This window comes from Arthrobacter dokdonellae (assembly GCF_003268655.1).
GTDB classification, from domain to species: Bacteria; Actinomycetota; Actinomycetes; order Actinomycetales; family Micrococcaceae; genus Specibacter; species Specibacter dokdonellae.
Genome location: NZ_CP029642.1, coordinates 2,539,972 through 2,564,217, shown reverse-complemented (window position 1 = coordinate 2,564,217; position 24,246 = coordinate 2,539,972). Strand labels below are relative to the sequence as shown.

The following is a 24,246-nucleotide window of genomic DNA, read 5'->3' as shown; positions in this document are numbered from 1 at the left end:
CTGTACAACCGGCCCCCAGCTGCGTGTGGGCCGGACGGTGTCGGACGTTCACGGGCCGGACGGTGCTGAACGACGCGCGGGCCGGGACCTAAAAGCCTCCACCCCTGGAGTCCCCCGGGCCTACAGTCCCTCGAGTTCGGACATCGGCGTGGCGGTGTCCGCGGTGGCCGCGGTTTCATCGGCCTTCTTCGCCTCGCGGCGGTCGCGTCGTTTGTCATTGAGCATGCACAGGCCGATCGCGCCGAAATAAAGGACCAGGAGCGGGACGCCGAGGAAGAACATGGACATGACGTCCGAGCCCGGTGCGGCCATGGCCGAGACGATGGTGACGCCGAGGATGGTGAAGCGCCACGCCTTCAGGTAGGTTGCGCCGCGTATGATGCCCACCGCGTTCAAGGCAAAAAGCACCACGGGAACGAGGAATGCCACACCCATGAACAGCATCAACTGCAGCGCAAACTGCAGGTAGTCGATGGCCTCCATGATGTTGGTGCCACCCTTGGGGGTGAAGGCGGTCAGCGCCCTGACGATGTTGGGCCAAATCAGCCAGCCCGCATAAATGCCGGCCAGAAACAACGGCACCGCGGCAAAGAGGTACGACAGCGTGTAGCGGCGTTCCTTCTTTGTGAGCCCGGGCGTGATGAAGGCCCAGAGCTGGTAAATCCACACGGGCGACGCCAGCACAAGCCCCAGGATCAACGATATCTGCAGCTTGAGGTCGAACGATGTGGTCACGCCGGCAAAGTTGAGGGACGCAACAATGTCCCTCTCCCTGCTGATGTCCTGAAGCGGCTGCGTCAGGGCGGCCATCAGGGGATCGTAGAGGATCCATGCGATGACAACGCCCGGCAGCATGGCCAGGGCGCTCTTGAACAGCCGGTTCCGTGCCTCGATCAGGTGTTCTTTGAGCGGCATCCGGCCTTCGGGATTGGCCTTGCGGCCCTTCGAGGCGTTCACCGTCGCTGCGGCGGTTTCTATGACTGGGCGCCGGTACCGGTGCCGGTCCCGTTGCCCGACGCGCTGCCCGGCTGGGTCGGGTTGTTGACGATCTTGCCCTCAACAGGGGCTTCCGGGGTCGCGGCAACAGGGCCTTCCGGGGTCGCGGCAGGCTTGTCTTCCTTGCCGTCGTTCTTCATTTCCTTCACCTCGGACTTGATGATCCGCATGGACTGGCCCAGGTTGCGGGCAAGACCCGGCAGCTTCGGCCCGGCAAACAGGAGGATGGCCACGAGAATGATGATGCCAAGAACCCAAGGTTCCCTAAAAATTGACACGGTTAACGCCTTTCCTTTTGGTTCATCCTACGTCTTCAAGTGCTTTGATGTCGCGCAAGGATTGGAGCTGTCCGCGTTCTTTCCTGCGGGCGACGCGCCGTTGGAGCCGGGAAAATCGCCGGGCCTCCTTGGCCGCCAGATAATCATCCTTCATTTGTTCCGGTGTTGCAAAGACGGCCGCGCCCGGTGCCGTGGTGCGTGGTGCGACGGGCCGCGCCTCCGAAGCCGCACTGGAACGTTTGGCCCAGTATGCGCCCATTTCGTCACCAACGGCCGTGACGGCATGCAGTGTCTTCAGCCCGTCCCGCCAGACCTTCAAACCCATGAGAACGGCAAACAGAAGGGCCAGCGCCACGAGCGCAACCCAAATTAAGATCCAAGACCACCAAGGCATGCGTCGAGTCTAACGATCGGTGCTGGGTGTTTGCGGTGCACTTTCGCCCACAGCGTGATCCGGCTCATACGCGCGGAGGGCAGCGGCCAGCCATTCGTCCACCTGGCGGCGGACCGCCTCCGGTGCCAGGACGCGCGCGTGCCCGGCCAGCCTGGCCATGAGCGGGGGCACGGTGGACGGCTCCCCCACCAGAACCCGCAGGCCCAGCAAGCCCTCCCGGCCGGCGCCCGGCTGGTGCAGCACACTGTCGTACGCGGGGGCCAGGCGCCGTGCCGTGGTGGCGTCCGCCAGCAGGGTCACCTCCGTGTCCCCCGCGCCTGGCGTGTAGGCGCTGGGCGGAAGGGGCTCAGGCGCGCCTGCACCATGTTCCTGCGGCCCCGCCGGCGCCAGCGAGCGGATGTGGTCCACCCGGAAGCTGCGCAGCTCCCCCGCGGTGCGGCACCAGGCACGCACGTACCAGGTTGAATCGATGGAGAAGATGCGGCGCGGCTCGATGGTCCTGTCGGTCAGTTGGTCACGGCTGCGGACCAGGTACGTGATGCGTGCGGCCGTCCTGCCGTGGATCATGGCCTGCAGGGCGGCTATGGTCACCAGTTCCTGTCCGTCCACCAGGGCAAGTGCGACGGCGTCCGCCAGCCAGGCATCCCCGCCAGCGACCCGCTTCACGGCGTCGATGGCCGTACGCAGGGAGTCGGCTTCGGTGCTGCCTGCCAGGGCGGTGAGCGCGTCAAGCCCGACCAGCAGCGCGCAGGCCTCCTCCTGGGTCAGGCGCAGCGGCGCGGAGAGCGTCTCGGCGTCGCGGATGAACACTTGGCCCGCTTCCGTGAAGACGTCCATGAGGTCCCCGTGCAGGTATCCGGGCAGTCCTGTGACGCTGAGGGTTTCAAGGTCGCGCGCCAGCTGGGCGGGGGCAAGGTTGAACTCGGCGGCCAGTTCCGTCTCGGGGATGCCCGGGTTGGCGACCAGGAAGGGTGCCATGGACAGCAGCCTCAGCAGCCGCTCCCGGGAGTCGGTCCTTTTGCTGTCTTTCCGAGGCAGTTCGGGGCCCAGGCCGTCGGGTGACGTCGGGGAGTCGGCGCCGGGAGCGCCGTTGCCAGGGGCGTCGTTTCCAGGGGCGTCGTCATCCCCGGCCGCATCGGCGGCCGCCCGAAGCCGGGAGACCACCGCCCGGCGCAGTTCTTCCGGCTCCCGGACCACGGCGTGGGCGCCAAGTGCAGCCAGGTCGTCGGCCATGAGCTCCGGTTCCCGGTAGCTGATGGACAGGACCTCCGTCCCCGGACGTCTCCCCGCGCCGACGACGGCAGTGCGCTCGCGGCTGCGCAGGTAGTGCGCGCCGCCCACGGGAACCTCGACCCGTGCGGTGAACGGCTCCCCCGTGCCCAGACTGTGGAGCACCTCGGAAATGAAGAATCCTTCGGGGCGCGCGAAGCGGCCCTCCACGTCAATGGCGACGTCGGAGCGGATGCGGGACAGTCGGAAGTTCCGCAGGGCACCACGGTCGACGTCGAGGCCGGCAAGGTACCACTCGCCATATTTGTTGCCCAGGCCCCACGGCTGGACGGTCCGGGCGGCGGTCTCGGCGGCGCCCGCCCCGCGGTAGTCGAAGGTCACGGGATGGCCCCCGCGCAGCGCCGTCCACAGCGGTTCGAACGCCGGTTCCAGGGTGCGGATGCGTGACTGGACGGTCGTGTCGTCGTCATACCAGCCCAGGCCGGCGCGGGTCGCCACCTTGCGCAGCGCTGACTGGGCGGCTTCGCTAAATGCTGCCCCGCTCCACATGTTCGCGGCCACTGCCAGCATCGTCATGGCGGGTTCGTCGAGGCGGACCGCGGGTACCCGGTAGTCGGCCGGATCAATGCGGTAGAGGGTTTGCTCCTCGTCATCGTCGCCATAGCTGGTGGTGGTCCGGATGGGGATCCCCACCTGTCGCAGCGTGTCCTTGTCCCGTTCGAACATGCGCTCAAAGGAGCCCTGCAGCTTGGCTTCTTCAGCGGCGGTGGCGGCGGGGCCGGCGTAGCCGTTGACGTTCTCGCGGATGAACTTCCGGCTGCGCCCGCGCCGGGTTCCCAGCAGGGCTATGACCAGGTTGAGCAGGCGTTCCACCGCGTCGATTTTATTTGGCACCCCACCAGCCTAGTGGCTGGCAGGGCGCTCCCCCGCCCGTGGCCGGCGGACCGATGACGCCTCGGTCTGTTGCCCACGCGCCTGGGTCCCCGTTTGCAGGTCGCTCGTGGGAGGGCGTGGTGGGCCCACGCGCCCGAGGGGTCCCCGTTTGCAGGTCGCTAGCGACCTGCAAACGGGGAGGGCGTGGGGATTAGCGCACGCCCACGAGGTCTACCACGAAGATCAGGGCCTCGTTGGGGCCGATGGCCCCGCCGGCCCCGCGTGAGCCGTAGGCCAGCTCGGAGGGGATCTCCAGGCGGCGTCGGCCGCCCACTTTCATGCCGATCAGGCCCTGGTCCCAGCCCTGGATGACTTGGCCTACGCCGGCGCGGAAGTCCAGCGGGGTGCCGCGGCCCCAGGAGGAGTCGAACTCCTCGCCGGTGGAGAAGGCGACGCCCACGTAGTGTGTGGAGACTGTGCTGCCGGGGACCACTTCGGCGCCGGTGCCTTCGATGATGTCCTCAATGACGAGTTCAGTGGGGACGTCGTGGTCCGGGAAGTCGATTTCCGGCTTGGTGCGGTCGTAGTCGCGGGTACCAAATGACATGGCGCTCCTTGGGGTTGGGTGGATTACTTCTTCGAGTCAATCTTAACAACGAACACCAGGGGTCCGGCGGGCTGGCCGGACTGCGGTGAGTCGCCATAGGCGAGGGAGGACGGAATGGTCAGCAGGACGGTGGATCCGACCTTCTGTCCGGCCAGGCCCATGGTCCAGCCGGGAATGACCTGCGCCAGGCTGAACGAGGCGGCAGCCCCGCGGTCGTAGGCGGAGTCGAACTTCTTGGCATCCGACCAGCTCCAGCCGGTGTACCAGGCGGAGATGGTGTCGCTGGCCTTGACGACGTCGCCCTTGCCCTCCGTGAGGACCTGGACGGCGAGGTCGGCCGGCGCCGTCTTCTTCGGGATGGTGATGCTGGGTACGCCCTTGGCGTCAAACTTCGCGGTCGGCAGGCCGCCGGATTTTTCGAGGGCCTTGACAGCGTCGGCGCTCATGAGCTTGGCGGGATCCTTGGCGCTGGAGATCTGGAAGATGCTCAGGCTGGCGGCACGGGCTGGCTGGGCCGCGGCCGTGGCGGTTGCGGCCACAGCAGGCGTGGCGGGGGTGCCGTACGCAATGTAGGCACCGACCTTGGCAGCGGTGAACGTGGCGTAGACCAACGGGAATTGGCTCTTGAACGTTGGGCTGAGAGTCACTGTGCTGCCGGCGGCCTGGGTGAAGTTTTCACCGACCGTCTTGCCGGTTGCGGCGTCCAGTGCGATCTCATGGAAGTCCACCGTCTGGCCGTCCTTGACGGCGGCTCCCGTGCCGTCCTTGAGCAGCTTCATCGACTCAGCGGTGATCTTCAGGGGTTTGGTGAAGCTGACCGTGGGCGACTTGCTCTTGCCCTGGTCGGCCACCTTGACGGACGCCAGCGCCTCGGCATGGGCCGGCGGGATGGTGACGGCCGCGCTGGCGGTTGGTGAACCGCTCGTCGTGGCCTGGGATCCCGCGCCACAGGCGGTCAGCAGGAGCAGGAATGGAAGAAGCAGTGCAAGAAGTCGGCGCACAGAGGACACTTTCTTGTGGCAGGGTCGGTGGGGCAAAACGTGCAGCCCCGCCACGCGTTGTGGGCGTTGGGACCAAACAAGCCTAACTGCCTAAGCTGGATAAAAGCTGTCCGCCCCGGACGGCCACCGCCGGCAAGGCCGGAGCCGTCAGGCCACCGCCGGCAAGGCCGGAGCCGTCAGCCCGGAGCCGTCAGTATCCTGGCTTGAGGGAGGCGATAAGTTCGTCCACGCGTTCATCGGTGTTCTGGAATGGGTCCTTGCACAGGATGGTCTGGTGGGATCGGTCGTTGAGCTTCAGGTGGACCCAGTCCACCGTGTAGTCGCGGCCGGAATCCCGCGCGGCCTGGACAAAGCGGCCCCGCAGCTGCGCCCGGGTGGTGGACGGCGCCTCGTCGACGGCCCGGGCAATGGCCTCATTGCTGGTCACGCGGGCGGCGGCGCCCCGGCGCTCGAGGACGTTGAACAGGCCGCGCTCCGGGGAGATGTCGTGGTAGCGCAGATCCAGCTGCGCCACGCTGGACGAGCCGAGGTCGACGTCGTGCCGGGCCGCGTAGGCGCCGAGCAGCTTGAGCTTGATTGCCCAGTCGATCTCGGTGTCGATGGCTGCGTAATTCTGGCCTTCAATGGCGTCCAGGGTGCGCTCCCACAGCTCCATGATCCGAGGAACCAGCTCGTTGTGCGCCCCGTGCGAACGGACGAATCCCGCCACCTTTTCCAGGTAATGACGCTGGATGTCGATGGCGTTCATGGTGCGCCCGTCAGCCATCTTGACCGCGTGCTTGCCCGTGAGGTCGTGGGAGATCTCGCGGATGCTGCGGATGGGGTTTTCCATGCGCATGTCCGTCATGATGGTCCCGGCCTCGATCATGCGAAGGATCAGGTCCACGGTGCCCACCTTGAGCATGGTGGTGGTCTCGGACATGTTGGAGTCGCCCACAATCACGTGGAGGCGGCGGTAAAGTTCGGCGTCCGCGTGGGGCTCGTCCCGGGTATTGATGATGGGGCGGGAACGGGTGGTCGCGGAGGACACGCCTTCCCAGATGTGGTCCGCCCGCTGGGAAAACGCAAAGTGGCCGCCCTGCTGGGGGCCGAGCACCTTCCCGGCGCCGGCGATCAGCTGGCGGGTCACCAGGAACGGGATCAGGATGTCAGCCACTCGGTTGAATTCCCCGCGCCGGGTGATCAGGTAGTTTTCGTGGCTGCCGTAGGAGTTTCCGGCGGAGTCCACATTGTTCTTGAACAGGAAGATCTTCCCCGCATAGCCCTCGAGGGTGAGCCGCGACTGCGCCTCCATGACAAGGTCGTGCAGGATCAGCTCGCCGGCGCGGTCATGGGCGATCAGCTGCTCCAGCCCGTCACACTCGGCGGTGGCATATTCGGGGTGGGAACCCACGTCCAGGTAGAGGCGGGAGCCGTTGGGCAGGAAGACGTTGGACGACCGGCCCCAGCTGACCACCTTGCGAAAAAGGTAGCGGGCCACCTCCTCGGGCGACAGCGGGCGCGAGCCCGGCGCCGAGTAGGCGATGCCAAACTCGGTCTCGATGCCAAAAATGCGACGGTCCACCGTTACTCCCTTCCGTTGGCGCTGAGCATGCCTTCGACGTCGGCCGCGGCCAGGCGCCGGAACGCCCGGTGGGTGCCCCGGACTTCGCGCACCTTGCGTTCCAGGACGGCCACCTCCAGGTTGGCAGGACCCAGCGGATCAGCCGTCTCCGCACCCGCCGCGGCTCGGGGCGCGCGCAGGGCGTCGACCGCCCACGTCAGCGCCACGGCCAGGTCGGCGCCCGGATGCCAGGCATCCGCGAGCCGCTGCTGGACCAGGTCGGCCTCGCCGCCCATGCCCAGATAGCCCGGTTCGTCGGCAATGGAGCCGTCAAAGGTCAGCCGGAAGATATGGTCCGCGGACTGGGTGAGGCCCACTTCCACCACGGCCAGTTCCACCTCGAAGGGCTTTTGTTCCGCAGTGAAGACGGATCCCAGGCTTTGGGAATAGACGCTGGCCAGGCCCCGCGCCGTCACGTCGGCACGGTCGTAGGAGTAGCCGCGCACATCCGCGTAGCGCACCCCGGCCTGGCGCAGGCTTTCAAATTCGTTGTACTTGCCGACGGCGGCAAAGCCGATCCGGTCGTAGATCTCACCGATTTTGTGCAGCGTGGGCGACGGGTTCTCGGCCACCAGCGCAATGCCGCCGGCAAAGCTGAGCACCACCACGGAGCGGCCGCGCGCTATGCCCTTGCGGGCAAAATCAGCGCGGTCCTTCATGATTTGTTCCGGGGAAACATAGAACTGCTGTGCCATGTTCAGGCCTCCCTTCCGTCCGCGGTGCGCTGGTCGACGATGGCCTGGACCGCGGGGGCCAGGGATTCGGCCGGGACCCGGGTCGCGCCGTCGTCCGTCACCACATAGACAATGGGCCAGAGCTTGCGGATCAGGTCGGGGCCGCCGGTGGCGGCGTCGTCGTCGGCGGCGTCCATGAGCGCTTCCATGGCCACGGCAACGGCACTGTCCTGGTCCATGTCCGGGCGCCAGAGTTTTTTCAGGGCGCCCCTGGCAAAGACGGAGCCGGAGCCCACGCTGTGGTGTTCACGTTCTGCGTAGCGGCCGCCGGTGACGTCGTAGGAGAACAGCCGGCCGTGGGACGTGCCGGTCTCCACGCCGGCAAAGAGCGGCACCACGGACAGGCCCTGCAGCGCCATCGGCAGGTTGGCCCGAACCATGGCGCCGAGCCGGTTGGCCTTGCCTTCCAGGCTGAGCAGCGTGCCCTCGATCTTCTCGTAGTGTTCGAGTTCCACCTGGAAGAGCCGCACGATGTCGATGGCTATCCCGGCCGTCCCGGCAATGCCCAGCACCGAGTAGCGGTCCGCCGGGAACACCTTTTCAATGTGCCGGTTGGCGATCATGGTGCCCATGGTGGCGCGCCGGTCCCCGGCCATCAGCACGCCGCCGGCAAAGGTCAGGGCGACGACGGTGGTCCCGTGCGGGGTCGGCGGCAGCTGCCCGGCCGGCAGGTTCCGGCCAAAGGGCAGCAGCGCCGGGTTGGACTGCGTCACAAAGTCAAGGAACGACGACGATGATCCGGCGGCTTCCAGCGAGGGGATGCCGCCCCTGTGGTGGGATTCCATGCGGCCTACTGTCCGCCCTTTTGGACAAAACCGCGCACAAATTCCTCCGCGTTTGACTCCAGCACGCCGTCAATTTCATCCAGCAGGTCATCGACACCGGACGTGGCGCCCTGGCCTGTCCCGGATTCCGGCGCGGGGGTGGGCTGCGGGGTGTCGTCAAGCTGTTCTTCCTCGGTGTGGGAGGAAACGTTCCTTTGTTCCTGGGAAGCCATGATGTGCCCTTCTGCCTGGTAGCCGGTCCTTTGGTTCCATCCTGCCACGGCGGCACGAACATTGCGCCTTGTGGCGGGGAACGTGTTTGGCGTGGGGTGTGGCGCCGCCGTCCAGCCGCGGGTGTCCGCTTAGTGCGGTCCGGCGAGAAGCCTGCCCAGGAACGTGGCCGCGTCCGGGCTGGACTCGAAAAGCACGCCGGTCAGCTCCTTGGTGCCGCGCAGCGGTTCCTTGGTCGGAATGCGCTGCAGCCGGCGCTGGGAAGGCAGCTCGAATATGACCGAATCCCAGCTGGCTCCCACCACGTTGGGACCGTAATGCTGGATGCACTTTCCGCGGAAAAAGGCGCGCGTGTCCTCCGGTGGCTGTTCCACGGCGCCGGCAATGGCATCATCGGGGAGCAGCCGTTCCATGGCGCCGCGCTGCAGCAGCTGGTAATACAGTCCCTTCTCGGGACGGATGTCCGACCATTGCAGGTCGATGAGCGCCAGCCGGGGATCCCTCCAGCCCATGCTGTCCCGGGCGCGGTACTGCTGGAGGAGCTTGAGCTTGGCTATCCACTCGACCTGTCCGGCCAGGGCCATCGGATCGCTGCCCAACAGGGTCAGCACCTGTTCCCAACGGGCCAGCACCGCCGCCGTGTGGCCGTCGCCCGAGGTGGGGTGGGATGAGCCGTTGGCGGCCGCATGGGCCGTGGCCGCTTCCAGGTAGCACCACTGGATGTCCAGCGCGCGCAGGCGCCGGCCGTCGGAAAGCAGGTGCGTCTGTCCCAGCTCCCAGTCATGGCTGACCGCCTGCAGCGTTGCGACGGGGTCCGCCAGGGCCACCTCCGGCGCCGTGCCGTGCTCAATCATGTCCAGCACCAGCGCGGTGGTGCCGAACTTGAGGTAGTTGGACACTTGGCTCAGGTTGGCGTCGCCGATGATCACGTGCAGGCGGCGGTACTTTTCCGAGGTCGCGTGGGGTTCGTCGCGGGTGTTGATGATGGGCCGGCGGATGGTCGTTTCAAGCCCCACCTCGGCCTCAAAGAAGTCCGCCCGCTGGCTGACCTGGAACCCGGTCCCGGAGCCGTCCTGGCCGCGGCCCACCCGGCCCGCCCCGCAGATGAGCTGGCGGGTGGCAAAGAACGGCGTCAGGCCGGTGACGATGTTCTTGAAGGGCAGCTCGCGCGGCATGAGGTAGTTTTCGTGGCTGCCGTAGGAGACGGACTTGTTGTCCGTGTTGTTCTTGTACAGGTTGATGGCCGGCAGTCCGGGCGTGGCGGCGATGCGGCGCACGGCGGCCAGCGCCACCAGGTCCCCGGCGGCGTCCCAGCGGACGGCATCCAGGGGGTTGGTGACCTCCGGGGAGGAGTACTCCGGGTGGGCGTGGTCCACGTACAGCCTTGCCCCGTTGCCCAGCACCATGTTCATCATCAGCGGCGCGGAACGGTCGAGCGTTTCCCCGCCCTCCAGGGCGATCTGGGCTGCGGTCAGTTCAGGCTCGACGTCGGTGAGCTGGCTGGGGTGGGCATTCTCGCGGGGCACGACCCAGCCCCGCGCGTCGGCCAGCGGATCCTCGTCGGTGTAGTCCCAGCGGGTTTCCCCGCCGGCGGCGGCACGGTGCCCGGTCTCCAGTGAATAGGCGTGCACCACCTGCGTGGACAGCCAGGTGGCGTTGAACGTGTTGGTCCCCGGAGTGTGGATGCCGTATTCGGTTTCGGCCCCCATGACCCGCACTGCGCTCACAGGTACTGCCCGGTGTTGTGGACCGTTTCCAAGGTCTTGCCGGGCACCTGGCCTTCCTTGCTTTGGACGATGGTGCGGATGTAGGTGATCCGCTCGCCCTTCTTGCCGGAAATCCGGGCCCAATCGTCGGGGTTGGTGGTGTTGGGCATGTCCTCGTGTTCGCGGAACTCGTCCACCACGGCACGGAGCATGTGCTCGATCCGGATGCCCTTTTCGCCGCTCAGGAGCAGGTCCTTGATGGCGTACTTCTTGGCCCGGTCCACCACGTTTTGGATGACGGCGCCGGAGTTGAAATCCTTGAAGTACAGCATCTCGGTGTCGCCGTTGGCGTAGGTGACCTCCAGGTACTCGTTGGACTTGTCCGTGGCATACATGGCCTCGACGGTGCGCTGGATCATGGCGTCGACCGTTTCCTGCAGGCTGCCGTTGTTCGCCTCCACGTCAAAGTGATGGAACGGCAGCTCAGTGTTGACGTACTTGGCGAAGATATCCGCGGCGGCCTCGGCGTCCGGGCGGTTGATCTTGACCTTGACGTCCAGCCTGCCCGGGCGCAGGATGGCGGGGTCGATCATGTCCTCCCGGTTGGATGCGCCGATGACAATGACGTTGTCCAGCCGTTCGACGCCGTCGATCTCGCTGAGCAGCTGCGGCACAATGGTGGTTTCCACGTCGGAGGAAATGCCGGTGCCGCGGGTGCGGAACAGCGAGTCCATCTCGTCAAAGAAGACGACGACGGCACTGCCGTCCGCGGCCTTCTCGCGCGCCCGGGAGAAGATCAGCCGGATTTGTCGTTCCGTTTCGCCGACGTACTTGTCCAGCAGCTCCGGTCCCTTGATGTTCAGGAAATAGCTCTTCTGGTCCTTGACGCCGGAGCGTTCGGCAGCCCGGGCGGCCAGCGAGTTGGCCACGGCCTTGGCAATGAGGGTCTTGCCGCAGCCGGGAGGACCGTACAGCAGGATCCCCTTGGGCGCCTTGAGGCCGTGTTCGCGGTACAGGTCAGGGTGCAGGAAGGGCAGTTCGACGGCGTCGCGGATCTGCTCGATCTGTGACGCCAGCCCGCCGATGTCCGCATAGGAGATGTCCGGGACTTCCTCGAGGATCAGGTTTTCCACCTCGGAGCGCGGGATCTTCTCCAGCGCGTAGCCCGTCTTGCCCTCCACGGTCAGGGCGTCGCCAACGCGCAGCTTTTCTTCCTGAAGGACACCTGACAGACGGACCACGCGCTCCTCGTCCGAGCGGCCGGTGACCAGGACGCGGTCGCTGCCGAGCAGTTCCTTGACCGTGACCACCTCCCCCACGCGCTCAAACCCCAGGCCGGCGATGATGGTGAAGGCTTCGTTGAGCAGCACTTCCTGGCCCACGCGCAGCTGTGCGAGCCGTACCAGGGGGCTCACGCCCACGCGCATCTTGCGGCCCGACGCGTACACGTCCACGCTTTCCTCGGTGACGGCCACGCCGGGCGCGGCCCCGGCCGGCACCGCGCCGCCACGGGGGTGCAGGGCGACAATGGTGCCAAAGCCGTAGGGCGGCTGGCCGTCGTTTTCCAGGGCACTGCGCAATTTCTGGATCTCGGCCTTGGCCGTCTCCAGCATGGTGACCAGCTTGGCGTTGTTTTGCGTGGCGGCGGACAGCTGCCGGTCCAGGTTGCGGGCCTTGTCACGCAGCACGTTAAGCTGTCTTTCCAGAACGGACAGCTGGCCGGGGCCCGCCGCGTACGACGCCGAGAACGTCCCGGGCGCCGGCTGTTCCGCCGCGCCGTGGCCGGCTGGGTTATTCGTTGCGTCGCTCATGATGCTCTCGTCCTTCCGCAAGGAACTGGTGGCGGTGCGGACCTGGGGCCGCGCGCCGCTGTCGTGCCGCAGTTCGCCAAATTGCTTCTACTACTGACCTTAGTGGCCCCCGGCGCCGGCCGCCGCTTCGGCAGCAGTGTTACCCGGGGATTTATCGGGTTCGCCCTTGCTCTTCGTCCGCTTGGTTTGCACGGTGGAGGCGGCGTCCCGGGCGGCGCGGCGGAGCTTGCGGTCGGAAACGGCCCGCTCCCCCACGGCCTCCGGCGTCCAGTGGCTCAGGTCCTCGTCGCTGAACTCGGCCTTGGCCTTCTTCTTCAGGTTCAGCCCGGTGACGCCGTCGGCCAGCCGGCGGGTCACCATGAGGAAACCGGTGTGCGCCACCATGCGGTGGTCCGGGCGCACGGCCAGCCCTTCCAGGTGCCAGCCGCGGACCATTGACTCCCACGCGTCGGGCTCGGTGAAGCGGCCGTCGGCGCGGATGGCCTCCGCCGTACGGGACAGCTGCGTGACCGTCGCGACGTAGTTGACCCAGACGCCGCCGGGGGCCAGCACCGTGGCCACGGCGTCCATGCACTCCCACGGGGCCAGCATGTCCAGGACCACCCGGTCGATGCTGCCCGGCGCCTCCTGGGCCACCACCTGGTCCTGAAAGTCGCCCAGGGAGATCTTCCAGGCGGCGTGCGGGCCGCCGTAGAGCGTTTCGACGTTGCCGCGGGCAATGTCCGCAAATTCCTCGCGACGCTCAAAGGAGTGCAGGTAGCCGGAGTCCCCGACGGCGCGCAGCAGCGAGATGGACAGGGCTCCGGAGCCCACGCCCGCCTCGACCACCCTTGCGCCGGGGTAGATGTCACCCATGGTGATGATCTGCCCGGCGTCCTTGGGGTAGACCACGGCGGCGCCGCGCGGCATGGACAGCACAAAGTCGGAGAGCAGCGGGCGCAGCGCCTGGTACTGCTGCCCCACGTTGTTTTCCACCACCGAGCCTTCCACCTGGCCGATGAGGGAGTCGTGGTTCAGAAAGCCCTTGTGCGTGTGGTACGCCGTGCCGGGGGTCAGGGTGATGGTGTTCATGCGGCCGCGTTCATCCGTCAGCTGCACCCTTTCGCCGGGGCGGAAGGGCCCGCGCCGGGCCGCCGCCCCATGTGGCTCGGCTGCCGGTGCCGTGCCGGTGGCGGCGCCGATGCTGCTGTTGTTTTCGCTTTGGCTCATGCTGGGGTGTCCTTTTCGGGCGTCTGGGTGCGAAGCGGGGAGTCGTGTCGGTTTAAGGGGAAGAGTGAAGCGGAAACGCGAACGAAGGGCCGTGTCCGCAGCGTCCTGCGGGACCGGGCTATTTGCCGGTGATTGCGGCAACCACCTTCGCCTGGCTGAGCAGCCCCGTCACGCTGCCCCGGGCGTCAATGACCGCGTACTCCGTGTCGGGAAGCTGGGAGAGGTACTGGACAAGCTCGGCCCCCGACGCCGTTTCCGGGACGAACGCGCCTGAGGTGATGGACCTCGCCACCGCGTGGGCGGGCGTCTGGCCGGCGGCCTGGGGCGGCACCTGGGCCAGCGCGTGCTCGTCGACGACGGCGGCGGGCCGGCCGTCGGCGGAACACAGCACAATCGGCGCGCCCGGGTAGCGGGAGCGCAGGGTCCACAGCTGGGCCACGCTGCAGTCGACCGCCGCGCTGACGGCCGGCGCCGCCAGTGCCGAGGCCGTGATGGCAGGGAGCCGCAGCCGGATAGCGGCTGCCTTGATGGACGCCGAGGCACCCATCCACAGGAAGCCTGCCAGGAGCACCACGATGAACGTGTTGGTCAGGTCGGGCTGCGATCCCATCATGTACGGCAGCACCAGGGCGCCGGCCACCATCAGGACGACAATGACACGTCCGGCCCACCCGGCCGCAACTGTGCCCTTCTCCTGGTTCCCCGTCGCTTTCCACACGATGGATTCCACCAGCCGGCCGCCGTCGAGCGGCAGTCCCGGCAGGACGTTGAAGAGTCCGATCAGCAAGTTGGCCCAGATGAAGATGTTGGCCAGCAGGAACAGGATGCTTCCCGACAGGGACTCCGGGTGGGACGCTGCAATCTGGACCGGCCACGCCAGGGCAGCCAGCACGAAGTTGGCTGCGGGCCCGGCAAAGGCCACCACGAGGGCGCGCCCGGGCGTGGCCTTGCTGAAGTCGAACTCGGTGTGTCCGCCCCACAGGTTCAGCACGATCTTGTGCGTGGGCCAGCCGTACATCTTCGCTGCCATGGCATGGCTGAGCTCGTGGATGAACACGGAGAACAGCAGCAGCAGGGCATAGGCAAACGCCACCAGGTAGGCGGCCGGAGCGGGATAGCTCGCTTTCAACAGTCCGCCAAAGTACCAGGCGGTGAGCCCGGCAATCAGGAACCAGGAGTAGGCAAGGATGACCGGGGTGCCGCGCACGGAGCCCAGGACAAGACCTTCCCGACGCTGCTTGCCGGCGGTGACGGGACCGCTCATACGGCGACCCCCGTGGCCGGGGACCGCGCGGCCAAAACCGCGGCGACGTCGTCGTACGTCCGGCCGGCAAGGGTGGCCCAGGTGGTGCGCGCGGGATCCTCGGGCAGCGGCACCACGTGCGGGATCCCGATGGTGGGCACGTCCGCCGCCATGGCGGCGGCGACGCCGGGGATGGAGTCTTCCAGGGCCACGCACGTTTCCGCGGTGAGCGTGGGATCGGTTCCGCGCAGGAGTTCGATGGCCGTCAGGTACGGTTCCGGGTGGGGCTTGCCGTTTTTCACCTGGTCCCCGGTGACCAGGAATTCGAAGTACGGTTCGTCGAGGGCGTTGACGATCTCCTCAGCCAGGGGGCGCTCGCTCATGGTCACCAGCACGCAGCGCACGCCGTGGCCATGCAGCCCGGCCAGCAGTTCGCGGGCACCGGGGCGCCAGGGCAGCTTCCGCCGGACATCGTCAATGACGCGGTTGGAAAGCTGGTCCACGATCTCGCGGACGGACAGGTCGACGCCCATGCCCCGAAAGATTTCAGCGCTCGTATCCAACGCGTTGCCGACCATGGAGGTGGCCAGTTCCTCGTCCCAGTGGCCCCCATGGGCGGTGACCAGCTCAATCTCGGCGGCGATCCAGTAGGGCTCCGTGTCAACGAGCGTGCCGTCCATGTCCCACAGGACGGCCTTCAGTTCAGGGGCTGCGGGGACAGCCGGCGCGAGGCGGGATTGCAGGGCCTGGTCAGCGGGTACATACATGCCTCCAGTCTACGTGGCTTGCCACGGGGCAATAATTGCGCCCGCGCCCGAGGGTGGTGCACAGTGGCGCAATTCGCCGCGCGACGTAGGCTGGAGGCGTGACTAGCGAGAACATCAACCCAGCCGCAGACAACCACCGCCTGCTTGGCCCCGCGGGCGACGGCGGGCGGGTCACCGTGCTCCTGGCGGCCTTCGAGGGGTGGAACGACGCCGGCGAGGCAGCCAGCGATGCGCTGAAGTACCTGCACCGCCTCTGGGGGGCCAAGCGGGTCAGTGTCATCGAGCCGGATGAATACTATGACTTCCAGTTCACGCGGCCGGAGGTCCGCCACACGGCCTCGGGTGCCCGCAAGATCAAGTGGCCCGTCACGAAGATTGCCAAGGCAACCATCCCCGGAACGGACGTTGACGTCATCTTCATTCACGGCGTGGAACCTTCCTACCGCTGGCGGGCCTACACGGCGGAGCTGCTGGCAAAGGCCTCCGAGCTGGGCGTGGACTATGTGATCCTTGTCGGCGCCCTGCTTGCCGACGTCCCGCATTCGCGCCCCATTCCCGTGACCGCCACGTGCGACGACGACGAGCTGCGGGAGCGGCTGAACCTGGAGTCCAGCGAATATGAGGGCCCCGTGGGCATTGTGGGGGTGCTCAACGAGCTTTCCCTGCTGGCCGGCCTGCCCACGGTGTCGCTGTGGGCGGCCGTGCCGCACTACGTGGCGCAGGCGCCTTCGCCGAAGGCCGAGCTGGCCCTGCTGAACAGGATAGAGGACTTCCTGCAGGTGTCGCTGCCCACGTCCGAGCTGACCGACGATGCCCAGGCCTGGGAACGCGGAGTCAACGAGCTGGCGGCCGGCGATTCCGAAATAGCCGCCTACGTCCGTCAGCTCGAGGACGCCAAGGACACCGAAGACCTCCCGGAGGCTACCGGCGAGTCGATTGCCAAGGAGTTTGAGCGCTACCTGCGCCGCCGCGGCCGCGGCCGCGACCAGCCGTAGCTTGGCGTCAGTGGTGGATTCCGGTGGTCGAACTTCCCGGGGAGCGGTGCCGGCGTTAGAGCTCAACGCCGAGGAGGGCCTCCACGGCGTCCGACACCAGGGCGGCGTCGCGCTGCGAACAGTCCTGCCCCCCTGACCGCGCCTGCCGGGCCCAAAGGTCGACGGCGGCCAGTGCCCTGGGTGCGTCGAGGTCGTCCGCCAAGGCTGCCCGCATTTCGGCAACGAGCGCTGTGGCTGTGCCGGCGGGGGCGTTTTCCGCCGCCCGGCGCCAGTCGGCAAGCTGCTGCTGGGCGTTGGCCAGCAGGGCTCCGGTCCAGCTCCAGTCGGAACGGTAATGGTTGGCCAGGATCGCCAGCCGGATGGCGGCGGGCTCGACGCCGTCGGCCCGCAGCTTGGAGACAAGGACCAGGTTGCCCTTGGACTTGCTCATCTTTTCGCCGTCGAGTCCCACCATGCCGGTGTGGGCGTAGTGCTGGGCCATGGGGACGTGGCTGAGGGCGAACGCGTGTCCGGCACCCATTTCATGGTGCGGGAAGACAAGGTCGGAGCCGCCGCCCTGCACGGTGAAGGGTTCGGGCAGGAAGCGTTGGGCGATCACCGTGCACTCAATGTGCCAGCCGGGACGTCCGGCGCCCAAGGAGCCGCCGTCCCATTGGGGCTCGCCGTCGCGGGCGACACGCCACAGGAGGGCGTCGAGCGGGTGTTTTTTTCCGGCCCGCGCGGGGTCTCCGCCGCGCTCGGCGAAGACCGGAAGCATTTCCGACTCGCTCAGTCCCGATACCTGGCCCAGCCACCACGCGCCGTCGATCCCGCCGCGGTCCGACGTCGCGGAGGCCGCTTCAACGGAGAAGTAAATGTCGCCGTCGGGCTCGCCGCCGCTGCCGGACACGGGGTAGGCCATCCCGGCCTCCACGAGCGCCTCGATCCGGGGCACAATCCAGCCGATGGCTTCCACGGCCCCGATGTAGTGGGTGGGGCCCACCACGTTCAGTGCTTCCATGTCTTCGTGGAACAGGGCAGTCTGCTCGGCGGCAAGTTCGCGCCAGTCAACGCCGTCGCGGGCGGCCCGCTCCAGGAGGGGGTCGTCGACGTCGGTGACGTTTTGCACGTAGCTGACGCTCCGGCCGGCGTCGAGCCACGCCCGGTTCAGCAGGTCGAAGGCCACGTAGGTGGCGGCGTGTCCCATGTGGGTGGCGTCGTACGGGGTGATGCCGCAGACGTACATGCTGGCCTGATCCCCGTCGGGGAGGGCGGCGAGCCGATTGGCGCTGGTTTCATGGAGGAAAAGCTTCGGCATGGTGCCGGGGAGTTCAGGAACAGGACGGGATTTCCAAGTTTTCACACCCCCCAGCCTAGCGCCCGAGGGGCCCCGCCCGAGCGCAGCGAGGGTGGGGAGGGCGTGACGGCGCTAGCGCCCGAGGGGCCCCGCTGGGCCCACGGCGGCGAGGGCCCCGCCGCGAGCCTGCGAGCGGTGGGAGCCGCTGGGGAGCAGCGAGGGTGGGGAGGGCGTGACGGCGCTAGCGCCCGAGGGGCCCCGCCCGAGCGTGGGGCCAACGTGTCAGGCGGTGATGACGCGCAGGCCCAGCAGAATGAACAGCAGCAGCCCCAGCGCGATCCGGTACCAGACGAAGGGACGGAAGCTTTGGGTGGAAATGAACTTTAGGAACCAGCCGATGATGAGATATCCCACACCGAAGGCGATGAGGGTGGCCAGGGCGATCTGTCCGACGCTGAACGGGCCCTGCACGCCTTCGTGCTTGGCCAGTATTTTGTAAAGTTCGTAAAAGCCGCTGCCGAACACGGCGGGGATGGCGAGGAGGAAGGAATACCGGGCGGCGGCTTCGCGCGTGTAGCCCATCAGCAGCCCTGCCGTGATGGTGCCGCCGGAGCGTGAGACACCCGGTATGAGGGCCAGCGCCTGGGCAAAGCCGTAGATGATGCCGTCCCGGTAGCTCAGGTCCTTCAGTTCGCGCTGCTGCGTGGCCATGGCGTCGGCCACGGCGAGTATCAGGCCAAACACAATCAGGGTGACGGCCACAATCCACAGGTTGCGCAGTGTTGATTCAATGTATTTCTGGAACACCACGCCCAAGACGGCGATGGGGATGGTGCCGATGATCACCAGCCAGCCCATGCGGACATCGGGAGCGTCGCGTGCAACGGTGCCGCGCAGGGATCCGAACCAGGCCTTGATGATGCGCACGATGTCACGCCAGAAAAAAACCAGCACGGCGGTCTCGGTGCCGAGCTGGCTGACGGCCGTAAAGGCGGCGCCGGGATCCTCGCCGGAGGGCAGGAACTTGCCCACCACGAAAAGATGGGCGCTTGAGGAAATGGGAAGGAATTCCGTCAGGCCTTGGACCAGGCCCAGGAAGGCCGCTTCAAACCAGTTCACGCGATTCAGCATATGGCATGCACCGTAGGGCGCCGGGCGGGCCGCGCCGTCAAATCACACCCGTGTTCCCCGTAAGCTTGAACGCATGGAACAACGATTCGTGGGCACCAGCGGACTGCGGGTGTCCGCACTGGCATTGGGCACCATGGCATGGGGCAGGGAAACCGACGCCGACACCGCACGCGAGCTGTTGGGTCATTTTGTTGATGCCGGGGGAACCACCGTGGACACGGCCGTGAGCTACAGCGAGGGCCGCAGCGAAGCGATCCTGGGCGAACTGCTCGGCGACGTGGTCCCGCGAAGCGACGTTGTGGTGGTTTCCAAAGCCGGCATCAGCCACCGCGGCGGCAAGCGCATGGTGGACACGTCCCGGCGTGCCATGTTGGCGAGCCTTGATGCCACGCTGGCGCGCCTTGGCACGGACCACCTGGACTTGTGGCTGGCGCATATCTGGGATGAAAACGTTCCCTTGGAAGAAACCTTGAGTGCGCTCGACCTGGCCGTTTCCACGGGCCGCGCCCGGTACGCGGGCGTGTCCAACTACAGCGGCTGGCAGCTGGCCCGGGCCGCCACATTGTCCGAAACGGCGTTGGTCGCCAACCAGGTGGAGTATTCCCTGTTGGCCAGGGGCATGGAACAGGAAGTGCAGCCGGCCGCCGAACATGTCGGCACGGGCGTGCTGTGTTGGGCGCCCTTGGGCCGCGGCGTGCTGACGGGCAAATACCGTGGTCAAATCCCGACCGACTCCCGCGGCGCCAGCGACGCGATGGGCAGTTACGTGGAGCCGTACCTTATGGGCAGGCCCACCCGGGTCACGGAAGCAGTGGTGACCGCGGCCAAGGGCCTGGGTCGCGCGCCCCTGGACGTCGCACTGAGCTGGGTTCTGGACCGGGACGCCGTGGCAGGAGCCGTGGTGGGCGCCCGCACCGTTGAGCAGCTGCAGGAGATTCTTGGCTCCTCGCTTCAGCCCCTTCCGGAGCAGATCGCGACCGTCCTCAACGAGGTGTCCAGCTGACGGAGGGCTCCGGCACGGCCGGCATCAGTCGTCGATGGGGTCCAGATCGTCGTCGAGCGACTCGTCGGAGTCCTCGTCACGGTCGGATTCGTCCTCACCGTAGATGACCAGCGGGGTCACCTCGTCATACGCGTCGAAGAGGGCTTCCTCGTAGACCTCGAAGGCGTCAATGATGGCCAGGAACGTGGCCTCCACGATCGGGTCCTCTTCTCCGCGGCGCACGGAAGCGGCAGCCAAGTGTTCTTCCAGGGCGGAGGTCAAGGCGTTTAATGCAGCCCGCGGATCAATGCTCATGCGCTCGACGCTACCAGTGTGTCTGCCAACATGAAAGACCCCGCGGGGGCCCTGAAAGGGTAGCTTTAATGAAGAGCTGTCGAACTCAGCGTGGCGGATGAAGAATGGATGGCCATGAAGGAAACGTTGCAACCGGTCCGCACCGGAAAGGGTGCGCCGAACCGGCAATACGAGTACTTGATTTTGTCCGTCCGGCCGGATGAACCCGTGCCGGTGGCCTATGACAGGCTGCGCGAGCATGCCGAGTACGGCAAGTGGGAGCTGGAGCGCAGCCGCCTGTATTTTGGCGGCGGCCGCAAGTACTGGCTGCGCCGGAAGGTCTTGCGGGTGGAGCGGACACTGGACGTCTACTGATTAATCCTCCATCGGCCCCAGCCACGCGTTGGCCACGGTGGCGTGGGCCGATTCGTCGTCGGAGGGGTGAAAGATTCCTGCCAGCACATCCCGGTATAGCCGGCCCAGTTCGTTTCCGGAAAAGTAGCTTCCGCCACCGCTGACCCTGATTGCCTTGTCCACTACGTCGCGGGCCGTTTCGGTGGCCCGCACCTTCAGCCCCACCAGCTTGGGGAACCACATGGCCCCGTGGTTCACCAGCGCGTCGACGTCGCCGGCCACGGCGTCGAGCTGGGGGTAGAGCCCGTCCATGGCCATGGCGGCGTCGGCCAGGCGCCAGCGGATGTCGGGATCCTGGGAGTAGGGCCTGCCCGCCTTTTTGGACATGCGCCGCTGCACGGTTTCCATGCCAATCTGCAGGGCACGCTCCCCCAGCCCGGTGTAGACGGCGGCCAGCAGCGTCTCGAAGCAGGCAAAAATGGCGAAAATCAGTGGATCGGCGTTGGGGCCCACCGGCAGTTTCCGGAACACGCGCGCCGCCGGAGCCACGACGCCGTCGAGCACGGTGGTGTTGGACTGGCTGGCCCGCATGCCCAGCGTGTCCCAGTCGTCCTTGACGGTGTACCCAGGCGTTTCCCGCGTGATGAACGCATGCACCAGCACCGGTTCCTCCCCTGTCGAGTCCTTGCCGAAGATGCCCAGCCGCGTCCAGGCGGGGGAAAGGGACGTGAAGATTTTGGTTCCCGTGAACGAATAGCTGCCGTCGGCCAGGGGCGTGGCCACCGTGTCGGAGTCGAACAGCACGGAATCGTTCCCGGCTTCCGAGTTGCCGAAGGCAAACACCTCCCCGGCTGCCGCCTCCGCCAGGACATACTGCAGGGAGTCGTCGCCGCGCTCCCGCAACAAATGGGCGACGCCGGTCCACACCAGGTGCATGTTGACCGCCAACGCGGTGGCTGGGGCGGCCGTCGCCAACCGGCGCTGCGCGGCGGCGGCCTGTTGCAGGCCAAAGCCCAGTCCGCCGTCGTCCGTGGCGGCGAACATGCCCAGGTAGCCGCGGGCCTTCAGCTCCGAGAGGTCCTCGTGAAAGAACTCGTTGCGCTCGTCATAGCCGGCGGCCCTGGCACGGAAGCGTTCCAGCAGTTCATCGGGCAGCAGTTGTGCCGGTTCCATGGCGGTCCTTAGTAGTTGCTGAGGAGCCGGTCGAGCACGCGGGCGCCAAACTTCAGCGACGCGGTGGGCACTCGTTCGTCGACGCCGTGGAACATGCCGGTGAAGTCCAGGTCCGGCGGCAGCTGCAGCGGGGCAAAGCCGTAGCCGGTAATGCCGAGCCGGGAGAGAGACTTGTTGTCCGTGCCGCCGGACAGCGTGTAGGGCAGGACGGATGCGCCCGGGTCCTCAGCGTGCAGGGCGTCGACCATGGCGTCCACCAGGTTGCCGGCGAACGGCGTTTCCAGGGACACGTCGTCGTGGATGGTGCTCACGTCCACGCCGTCGCCGGCCAGTTCGCGCACCTTGGCCAGAACCTGTTCGTGCTGGCCGGGCAGGGTCCGCACGTCCACCATGGCCTCGGCCGTGGCGGGAATGACGTTGGCCTTGTAGCCGCCGGAAAGCAGCGTGGGGTTGGCGGTGTTTTGCAAGGTGGCGCCAACAAAGCGCGCCACGGTGCCGAGCTGGTCCAGCAGGGTCTGGGGATTTCCTTCGTCAAATTCGACGCCGGTCAGTTCCGAGACGCCTTCCAGGAACGCCCGGGTGGTGTCGGTGTATTCAACGGGCCATTCATGGTCGCCGATCCGGGTCACGGCCCGTGCCAGTCGGGTGACGGCGTTGTCCGTGTTGATCTGCGAGCCGTGCCCGGCCCTGCCGTGGGCGGTCAGGCGCAGCCACGCAAGGCCCTTCTCCGCGGTCTGGAGCAGGTAGGTGCGCCTGCCGCCAATTTCCGCGGAATAGCCGCCCACCTCGGAAATGGCTTCCGTGGCGCCTTCAAAGAGGTCGCGGCGGTTGTCCACGGACCAGCGGGCGCCGTACGTGCCGCCTGCCTCCTCGTCGGCGAAAAAGGCAAAGACAATGTCGCGCTTCGGCTTGCGGCCGTCCCGTGCCATGGAGCGCATGACCGAGAGGATCATGGCGTCCATGTCCTTCATGTCCACGGCACCGCGGCCCCAAATCAGGCCGTCCTTCTCCTCCGCGCCAAACGGGTCCACGCTCCACTCGTGTGCAAGGGCCGGGACGACGTCGAGGTGGCCATGGACCACCAGCGCGGGCAGGGAGGCGTCACTGCCCTCGATCCGGGTGACCACGTTGGCGCGCCCGGGATCCGATTCGAAGAGGTTGGCGGACAGCCCCACCTCCTCGATCAGTCCAGCCACGTGTTCGGCCGCTGCACGCTCCCCGGGACCTTCATTGTTGCCAAAGTTGGTGGTGTCGATGCGGATGAGATCCTGACAAATGCCGACGACTTCGTCTTCCGGCCGGACGGTGTTCACGAGGGGCTCCTTAGGGCTCTTCTGGTGGTCACTTCAGCGTACATCCCGGTGCCTGCCGAGCCCCGGAAAGCGGCTGCACTCCCCTGCTAATTACCCGATTGTTGTTTCCGTGAAAAGCTGTGCTATCGTATTTCTCGCTGCTTCGGGGGCGAACGATACATCTTGACGGATGGTTGATGTCCCCGAAATCACCTTGCGCGGGTGGCGGAATGGCAGACGCGCTAGCTTGAGGTGCTAGTCCTGGAAACGGGGTGGGGGTTCAAGTCCCCCTCCGCGCACAATTGTTTAGGCTCTCGATCCCTTTGTTTACGGGGATCGGGGGCCTTTTCAATTGCCCTAAAACTGGTGAAAAGCGACCCGTGATACTCCCGTGATACTTAGGGCGTATCACGGCGCTCCCCCGTAGAGCAGAGCGCCGATCTTTTCAGCGGCTTCCTGCTGCATCCCAGGCATGACGTGAGCGTACACCCCGAGGGTAATAGTCGCGTTGGCATGACCAAGACGCTCCAAGACGACCTTCACCGGAACCCCAGCCGCCAACAACAGCGTTGCATGAGTGTGGCGCAGGTCGTGCAAACGCAGTTTTAAAGCGGCGTGAGAAGCGCTCAGGGTGTCGAATGGTGCCTTGCAGGTTGGGCATTGCAGGCGTACATCCTCAACATGCGGGGAACGACGATAACGAACCGCATCAACTCGATCTACTCGGAGAACCACATGTACAACGGGCGTGGCGGCAGTGGTGGGCAGACTGCGGGCGGGTACACGGGCGGCAACGGCGGTTCGCTCGCTGGCCTCGCTGGCGGCGGAAAAGTCCCCGGCTCGGCACCAACAAACTCCATTGGTGACAACATCCTTGCCATGGTCAACGGGGAACCGTTTGGTCTGCGGTCTGAGGAATGGGTCATCAACGGGGCGCAGTCGAAGAAGAACGGCCACTGGTTGAAGGCGATCAACGACGGCCTGAATCTGGATGATGTTCTTGGTCCGCCCACGATGATGCGCCGCTCATCTGCCGAGTCCATCGGACAGCCGGGTTCGAATCAAATGAACAGCACCGGGAAGCTGCCAGCGGCCGGCGCCGATGGCCCGTTTACGATGACGGGAACGTTGGTGCTGGACTCGGGCGAGATCCTGGGAAAGTTAAACGGGATTGCCACACGCGCTGTCCAGGCCGGGTTCCAGCAGGCTAACAACGACGCCGGACGCCGGCCCGCCCGGTAGCCGCTACTTGGACTGAAGCACGGAGCCGCCCAATGCCTTCACAACGGCTTGGTCGGCTCC

General features: G+C 66.6%; 25 protein-coding genes and 1 tRNA gene. 5 read left to right on the top strand and 21 right to left on the bottom strand.

The genetic code is table 11. The annotated features are described in order from the left end of the window. Positions 1 to 120: 120 nt before the first annotated feature. From tatC to DMB86_RS11365, 15 genes are all read right to left on the bottom strand, one after another. Positions 121 to 915: a twin-arginine translocase subunit TatC gene (tatC, locus tag DMB86_RS11435; RefSeq protein WP_113719517.1), complete on the bottom strand. Its 795-nt coding sequence runs from the start codon at positions 913 to 915 to the stop codon at positions 121 to 123. 59 nt (positions 916 to 974) lie between these two features. Then, positions 975 to 1,274, bottom strand: coding sequence for a Sec-independent protein translocase subunit TatA (gene tatA, locus DMB86_RS11430; protein WP_418202271.1), 300 nt, complete (start codon positions 1,272 to 1,274; stop codon positions 975 to 977). A gap of 22 nt (positions 1,275 to 1,296) precedes the next feature. Further along, complete coding sequence (locus DMB86_RS11425; protein WP_227878332.1) at positions 1,297 to 1,629, bottom strand: hypothetical protein; 333 nt, start codon at positions 1,627 to 1,629, stop codon at positions 1,297 to 1,299. 48 nt (positions 1,630 to 1,677) lie between these two features. Continuing rightward, a complete protein-coding gene (locus DMB86_RS11420) occupies positions 1,678 to 3,792 on the bottom strand; it encodes a helix-turn-helix transcriptional regulator (RefSeq protein ID WP_129545517.1) in 2,115 nt (704 codons plus the stop codon). A 190-nt stretch (positions 3,793 to 3,982) separates the two neighbouring features. After that, on the bottom strand, positions 3,983 to 4,378 hold the full coding sequence (locus DMB86_RS11415; RefSeq protein ID WP_113717921.1) for an FKBP-type peptidyl-prolyl cis-trans isomerase: 396 nt from the start codon (positions 4,376 to 4,378) through the stop codon (positions 3,983 to 3,985). Between the two features lie 23 nt (positions 4,379 to 4,401). Further along, on the bottom strand, positions 4,402 to 5,379 hold the full coding sequence (locus DMB86_RS11410; RefSeq protein WP_113717920.1) for an FKBP-type peptidyl-prolyl cis-trans isomerase: 978 nt from the start codon (positions 5,377 to 5,379) through the stop codon (positions 4,402 to 4,404). Between the two features lie 190 nt (positions 5,380 to 5,569). Further along, positions 5,570 to 6,943, bottom strand: a complete 1,374-nt coding sequence (gene pafA / locus DMB86_RS11405; protein WP_113717919.1) for a Pup--protein ligase — start codon at positions 6,941 to 6,943, stop codon at positions 5,570 to 5,572. A 2-nt stretch (positions 6,944 to 6,945) separates the two neighbouring features. Further along, a complete protein-coding gene (gene prcA, locus DMB86_RS11400) occupies positions 6,946 to 7,677 on the bottom strand; it encodes a proteasome subunit alpha (RefSeq protein ID WP_113717918.1) in 732 nt (243 codons plus the stop codon). Positions 7,678 to 7,679: 2 nt separating this feature from the next. Continuing rightward, positions 7,680 to 8,501 (bottom strand): proteasome subunit beta, encoded by an 822-nt coding sequence (gene prcB, locus DMB86_RS11395; RefSeq protein WP_113717917.1) that lies wholly within the window; start codon positions 8,499 to 8,501, stop codon positions 7,680 to 7,682. A gap of 5 nt (positions 8,502 to 8,506) precedes the next feature. Further along, on the bottom strand, positions 8,507 to 8,713 hold the full coding sequence (locus DMB86_RS11390) for a ubiquitin-like protein Pup (protein WP_113717916.1): 207 nt from the start codon (positions 8,711 to 8,713) through the stop codon (positions 8,507 to 8,509). 129 nt (positions 8,714 to 8,842) lie between these two features. After that, positions 8,843 to 10,420: a depupylase/deamidase Dop gene (dop, locus tag DMB86_RS11385; protein WP_113719515.1), complete on the bottom strand. Its 1,578-nt coding sequence runs from the start codon at positions 10,418 to 10,420 to the stop codon at positions 8,843 to 8,845. 14 nt (positions 10,421 to 10,434) lie between these two features. After that, entirely contained in the window at positions 10,435 to 12,228 is a 1,794-nt protein-coding gene (arc, locus tag DMB86_RS11380; protein WP_113717915.1) for a proteasome ATPase, read from the bottom strand. 99 nt (positions 12,229 to 12,327) lie between these two features. Next, on the bottom strand, positions 12,328 to 13,437 hold the full coding sequence (locus tag DMB86_RS11375; protein WP_113717914.1) for a tRNA (adenine-N1)-methyltransferase: 1,110 nt from the start codon (positions 13,435 to 13,437) through the stop codon (positions 12,328 to 12,330). Positions 13,438 to 13,555: 118 nt separating this feature from the next. Continuing rightward, entirely contained in the window at positions 13,556 to 14,701 is a 1,146-nt protein-coding gene (locus tag DMB86_RS11370) for a site-2 protease family protein (RefSeq protein ID WP_113717913.1), read from the bottom strand. Continuing rightward, on the bottom strand, positions 14,698 to 15,447 hold the full coding sequence (locus tag DMB86_RS11365; RefSeq protein WP_113717912.1) for an HAD family hydrolase: 750 nt from the start codon (positions 15,445 to 15,447) through the stop codon (positions 14,698 to 14,700). The genes DMB86_RS11370 and DMB86_RS11365 overlap by 4 nt, the downstream gene beginning before the upstream one ends. 113 nt (positions 15,448 to 15,560) lie before the next feature. On the opposite strand from DMB86_RS11365, the gene DMB86_RS11360 reads away from it, so the two are divergent. Then, the gene (locus tag DMB86_RS11360) at positions 15,561 to 16,442 is read left to right on the top strand and encodes a PAC2 family protein (RefSeq protein ID WP_227878743.1); all 882 of its coding nucleotides are present in this window, start codon (positions 15,561 to 15,563) and stop codon (positions 16,440 to 16,442) included. 55 nt (positions 16,443 to 16,497) lie between these two features. On the opposite strand, the gene mshC is transcribed toward DMB86_RS11360, so the two are convergent. Continuing rightward, on the bottom strand, positions 16,498 to 17,784 hold the full coding sequence (mshC, locus tag DMB86_RS11355) for a cysteine--1-D-myo-inosityl 2-amino-2-deoxy-alpha-D-glucopyranoside ligase (RefSeq protein ID WP_113717910.1): 1,287 nt from the start codon (positions 17,782 to 17,784) through the stop codon (positions 16,498 to 16,500). A gap of 216 nt (positions 17,785 to 18,000) precedes the next feature. Next, entirely contained in the window at positions 18,001 to 18,837 is an 837-nt protein-coding gene (locus tag DMB86_RS11350; protein ID WP_113719514.1) for an undecaprenyl-diphosphate phosphatase, read from the bottom strand. A gap of 85 nt (positions 18,838 to 18,922) precedes the next feature. Between DMB86_RS11350 and DMB86_RS11345 the strand changes: the two genes are divergently transcribed. Next, positions 18,923 to 19,852, top strand: a complete 930-nt coding sequence (locus tag DMB86_RS11345) for an aldo/keto reductase (protein WP_113717909.1) — start codon at positions 18,923 to 18,925, stop codon at positions 19,850 to 19,852. 24 nt (positions 19,853 to 19,876) lie between these two features. On the opposite strand, the gene DMB86_RS11340 is transcribed toward DMB86_RS11345, so the two are convergent. Next, complete coding sequence (locus DMB86_RS11340) at positions 19,877 to 20,146, bottom strand: hypothetical protein (protein ID WP_113717908.1); 270 nt, start codon at positions 20,144 to 20,146, stop codon at positions 19,877 to 19,879. Between the two features lie 114 nt (positions 20,147 to 20,260). On the opposite strand from DMB86_RS11340, the gene DMB86_RS11335 reads away from it, so the two are divergent. Beyond that, positions 20,261 to 20,500, top strand: a complete 240-nt coding sequence (locus tag DMB86_RS11335) for a DUF5703 family protein (protein WP_113719513.1) — start codon at positions 20,261 to 20,263, stop codon at positions 20,498 to 20,500. On the opposite strand, the gene DMB86_RS11330 is transcribed toward DMB86_RS11335, so the two are convergent. Beyond that, a complete protein-coding gene (locus DMB86_RS11330) occupies positions 20,501 to 21,652 on the bottom strand; it encodes an acyl-CoA dehydrogenase family protein (RefSeq protein WP_113717907.1) in 1,152 nt (383 codons plus the stop codon). Positions 21,653 to 21,660: 8 nt separating this feature from the next. Then, positions 21,661 to 22,965 (bottom strand): M20/M25/M40 family metallo-hydrolase, encoded by a 1,305-nt coding sequence (locus DMB86_RS11325; protein WP_113717906.1) that lies wholly within the window; start codon positions 22,963 to 22,965, stop codon positions 21,661 to 21,663. Positions 22,966 to 23,160: 195 nt separating this feature from the next. Here DMB86_RS11325 and DMB86_RS11320 point away from each other — a divergent pair. Continuing rightward, positions 23,161 to 23,243: transfer RNA gene (locus tag DMB86_RS11320), tRNA-Leu, on the top strand. Positions 23,244 to 23,352: 109 nt separating this feature from the next. On the opposite strand, the gene DMB86_RS11315 is transcribed toward DMB86_RS11320, so the two are convergent. Further along, positions 23,353 to 23,679: a tyrosine-type recombinase/integrase gene (locus DMB86_RS11315; protein ID WP_227878331.1), complete on the bottom strand. Its 327-nt coding sequence runs from the start codon at positions 23,677 to 23,679 to the stop codon at positions 23,353 to 23,355. Here DMB86_RS11315 and DMB86_RS20600 point away from each other — a divergent pair. Next, the gene (locus DMB86_RS20600; protein WP_171814312.1) at positions 23,605 to 24,186 is read left to right on the top strand and encodes a hypothetical protein; all 582 of its coding nucleotides are present in this window, start codon (positions 23,605 to 23,607) and stop codon (positions 24,184 to 24,186) included. The two genes, DMB86_RS11315 and DMB86_RS20600, sit on opposite strands and share 75 nt — an antisense overlap. Positions 24,187 to 24,246: the final 60 nt, after the last annotated feature.